The organism is Desulfuromonadales bacterium (assembly GCA_035620395.1).
GTDB lineage: Bacteria > Desulfobacterota > Desulfuromonadia > Desulfuromonadales > DASPGW01 > DASPGW01.
This window is the reverse complement of record DASPGW010000294.1, coordinates 1-3,936: the sequence shown is the minus strand read 5'-3', so window position 1 is coordinate 3,936 and position 3,936 is coordinate 1. Positions and strand designations below refer to the sequence as shown.

Annotated in this window: 3 protein-coding genes; all 3 read left to right on the top strand. The window is 65.0% G+C overall.

The genetic code is table 11. The features are described 5' to 3' along the window. Positions 1-62 precede the first annotated feature (62 nt). Genes VD811_15975 through VD811_15965 form a run of 3 tightly spaced genes read left to right on the top strand, consistent with a single transcriptional unit; the run spans position 63 to position 3,661 of the window. Complete coding sequence (locus tag VD811_15975; GenBank protein ID HXV22482.1) at positions 63-701, top strand: hydrogenase; 639 nt, start codon at positions 63-65, stop codon at positions 699-701. A 3-nt stretch (positions 702-704) separates the two neighbouring features. Beyond that, positions 705-2,135 (top strand): proton-conducting transporter membrane subunit, encoded by a 1,431-nt coding sequence (locus tag VD811_15970; GenBank protein ID HXV22481.1) that lies wholly within the window; start codon positions 705-707, stop codon positions 2,133-2,135. Continuing rightward, the gene (locus VD811_15965) at positions 2,132-3,661 is read left to right on the top strand and encodes an NADH-quinone oxidoreductase subunit C (GenBank protein ID HXV22480.1); all 1,530 of its coding nucleotides are present in this window, start codon (positions 2,132-2,134) and stop codon (positions 3,659-3,661) included. Before VD811_15970 ends, VD811_15965 begins: the two co-directional genes overlap by 4 nt. Positions 3,662-3,936 lie beyond the last annotated feature (275 nt).

Sequence of the window (3,936 nt, the reverse complement as noted above, 5' to 3'; positions counted from 1 at the left end):
GGGGGCTGAAGACAGAAGCCGAGAGCCGGAAGCCGGGACGTTACCCTGGAGATAGAAACTCTATGTACGGTCTGAGCAATCTGTGCCTGCTGCTGGTCATCCTGCTGAATTTCTTCACCCTCGGCAGCTCCCGGCTGGCGGCCTGCATCCGCGCCGTGGCCCTGCAGGGGGCGCTGCTCGCCCTGCTGCCGATCACCGCTCACGGGTTCTCCGCCCATACCCTGGTACTGGCGACGGGCGCTCTGCTGTTGAAAGGGATATTCATCCCCTGGCTGCTGCTGCGCGCCATCCGCGAGGTGCGGATCCGGCGTGAGGTCGAACCGCTGATCGGCTATGTCCCGACGCTTATCCTCGGGGCGCTGGTCACCGCTGCCTCCTTCATCTTTGCCGATTTTCTGCCGCTGATGGCGCAACACCAGGGTGGTCTCTTCATCCCGACCTCGCTGGCCACGCTCTTTGCCGGATTCCTGCTGCTGATGACCCGGCGCAAGGCGATCACCCAGGTGCTCGGCTACCTGATGCTGGAAAACGGCATTTTCATCTTCGGCATTCTGCTTTCGGAGGCGATGCCGATGATGGTCGAGGCCGGGGTGCTTCTCGACCTGCTGGTCGGCGTCTTCGTCATGGGGATCGTCATGAATCAGATCAATCGGGAGTTTTCCACGCTCAATACCGAACGCCTTTCGGCGCTCAAGGAATAAGCCATGCTGGCGCTGCTGATTCTTTTTCCTCTGGTACTTGCCCTCTTCGCCTCATTTACTCCCTGGTACCAGGGACGTTCCTGGCTGTTGCCGCTGGCCGGCACCATCCACCTGATCCTGGTCGTGATGCTGCTCGCCGAGCCGGGCAGCGCCGCCGAGCCCGGTGCCTGGATCGGTCTGGATGCCCTGGCGCGGCTGTTGCTGCTGGTCACCAGTCCGCTCTACCTCGGTTGCGCCCTCTACGCCGTCGACTACCTGAATCTGCGCCGCGACCGCGGCAACCGGGTCATCGTCCCCTGTCTGCTGGTCTTCCTCTCGACCATGACCCTCGCCATCGTGTCGCGGCACCTCGGCGTGCTCTGGGTGGGGGTGGAAACCACCACCATCGCCAGCGCACCGCTCATCTACTACAACCGCAACCGGCTCTCCATCGAGGCGACCTGGAAATACCTGCTGATCGGGTCGGTCGGGATCGCCCTGGCCATGCTCGGCATTCTGTTCGTCGCCTATTCGGCCCTGGGCAGCGGCATACCGATCAGCCTGCAACTCGACAAGCTGTTGGCCGACGGCCCGACCCTGGCCCGCCCCTGGCTGCATGCCGGCTTCGTCTTTCTGCTGGTCGGTTTCGGCACCAAAATGGGCCTGGCGCCGCTGCATACCTGGAAGCCGGACGCTTACGGCGAGGCGCCGGGGATGGTCGGCGCCCTGCTGGCGGGCGGTCTGACGAGCGTGGCCTTTCTGGCGGTTCTGCGCGGGGTGCAGATCATGGGGGCCGCCGGCGATCTGGCCATGGCCCGTCAGGCCCTGCTGGGGATGGGGCTGTTGTCGCTGCTCGTAGCGGCGGTTTTCATGGTCCGCCAGCCGGACATCAAACGGATGCTGGCCTATTCGAGCGTCGAGCACATGGGGATTCTCGCCATCGGCGTCGGGATCGGCGGGCTGGCGACTTTCGGTGCGCTGCTGCACCTGGTCAACAACGCTCTGGCGAAAGGGTGCCTGTTCCTCTCGGCCGGCAATATCCAGCGCGCTTTTGCCAGCAAGCACCTCTCCGAGGTACGCGGGGCGATCTCGGCTTTGCCGCTGTCGGGAGGCCTGTTCCTTGCTGGATTTCTGGCCGTCACCGGCTCCCCGCCCTTTGGCCTCTTCCTGAGCGAATTCACCATCCTGCGCGGGATTTTCGGGGCCGAACAGATGTGGGTCGGGGCGCTGTTCCTGATCCTGCTGGCCACGGTTTTCATCGGCATGGGTGCCACGGTTCTCTCCGTGACCCAGGGCGAGCCGACCGACCCGGAATTGCATTTCAAGGACCGGTTTTTGCTGGTGGCTCCCCCGCTGGTGATGCTTCTGGCGGTTCTGCTGCTCGGGGTGTTCATCCCGGCGCCGCTGCGCGATCTGCTGCAGCAGGCCGCTCTCCTGCTGGAGGTCGAACCATGAGTACGCAGGGCGTCGATATCTGCACGGTAACCAATGGTGAGCGGGTCTCTCTGTCGTCCCTGAAGGTGATGACGTACGAGAGATTTTCAGAGGCGCTGCTCGGCGAGGTGGAACAACTGGGGCGGATCGCGGCCTATTTTGCGCTGCCGGCCGCGGGGGATGAACTTGAACTTTTTGCCGTGGTCGCCCGGGACTGGAAGGGGGACCTGCGGCTGTTGCGCACCCGCACCGCCCCAGGCTGTCCCTCCCTGACGCCACGCTGTCCTCCACTGCACCTCTTTGAACGGGAAATCGCCGAGCAGTTCGGCGTGGTTTTCGAGGGACATCCCTGGTTCAAGCCGGTGCGGTTCCATCGTGCCTGGCGGGAGGGTAGCGATGCCTGGGGGCGCGATCCCGGCCGGCACCCCGTTCCCGGCGACATGGAGTTCTACCGGGTGGAGGGCGATGAAGTCCACGAGGTGGCGGTCGGTCCGGTCCATGCCGGAGTGATCGAGCCGGGACACTTCCGCTTCCAGTGCCAGGGCGAAAAAGTCATGCATCTGGAAATCTCCCTCGGCTACCAGCACCGCGGCCTCGAACGACCGCTGATCGGCGGTCCCGGTCCGACGACCATTCACCAGATGGAGACGATCGCCGGGGACACCACCATCGGCCACGCCAGCGCCTATTGCCAGATCATCGAGAGCCTGGCCGGTGTCGAGGTCTCACCCCGGGCGGCGGCGCTGCGGGCACTGGCTCTGGAACTGGAGCGGCTGGCCAATCATGTGGGGGATATAGGAGCGCTGGCCGGCGACGTCGGCTTCCTGCCGACCGCCGCTTTCTGCGGACGGATTCGCGGGGATTACCTCAACCTCAGCGCCGAGCTCTGCGGCAGCCGTTTCGGGCGCGGTCTGGTCCGGCCCGGCGGGGTGGCCTTCGATGTCTCCCGGCAGTTGGCGGATCGATTGCTGCTGCGGCTCGAAGCGATCGAACGGGACACCCGCGGCGCGGTCGAACTCTTTTTCGATACCCCTTCGGTCCTCGCCCGTCTGGAAGGGACCGGCCGGGTGGCGGTCGACGCCGCCGAAAGCCTCGGGCTGGTCGGCATGGCGGCCCGCGCCTGCGGCCTGGCCATCGATGCCCGTCTGCACCATCCGGCCGGCGCCTACCGGGATGCCTTCGATCATGTGGTCATTGAAGAGGAGGGGGACGTCTTTGCACGGGCGAATATCCGGCGGCGGGAGATCTACGATTCGCTGGGCTGGATCAAGCGAGCGCTGCGCACCCTGCCGGAGGGGGAACTGCGCCGGGAGTTGCCGGCGCTGGCGCCGGAGAGCCTGACTGTGGCCCTGGTCGAAGGGTGGCGCGGCGAGGTGGTGCACGTCGCCCTGACCGATGCGCAGGGGAAGTTTTCCCGCTACAAGATCGTCGATCCCTCGTTCCGCAACTGGAGCGGCCTGGCGATGGCGCTGCGCGGCGAGCAGATCTCCGACTTCCCGCTCTGCAACAAGAGCTTTAACCTGTCGTACTGCGGGTTCGACCTGTAGCAGGCTGATGAAAAACGCCCACCTGCGGCGTTGCCCTCATCCTCGTCGCTGCGGCGTACCCTCCAGGTACGCCTCACTCCTCGGATTTCGGGCGCCTTGCATCCGGGCATTTTTGCTCAGCCTGAAGCAACCTGTTTTTTAACAAGCCAACACCTGTGGATAAGTCTGTGGAAACGGTGGACAACCCGCGGCCGATCGCCGACTTGGCGCCGTGGACGGAGGGGATGAGGGTGGTCCTGGGGGTCTTTGCCAAGGAGCCGGTCGCCGGCCGGGTG

Excerpts from the sequence above, each read along its gene's own strand:
- VD811_15970 (HXV22481.1), top strand. The coding sequence starts at position 705 with ATGCTGGCGCTGCTGATTCTTTTTCCTCTGGTACTTGCCCTCTTCGCC.
- VD811_15975 (HXV22482.1), top strand. The coding sequence starts at position 63 with ATGTACGGTCTGAGCAATCTGTGCCTGCTGCTGGTCATCCTGCTGAAT.
- VD811_15965 (HXV22480.1), top strand. The coding sequence starts at position 2,132 with ATGAGTACGCAGGGCGTCGATATCTGCACGGTAACCAATGGTGAGCGG.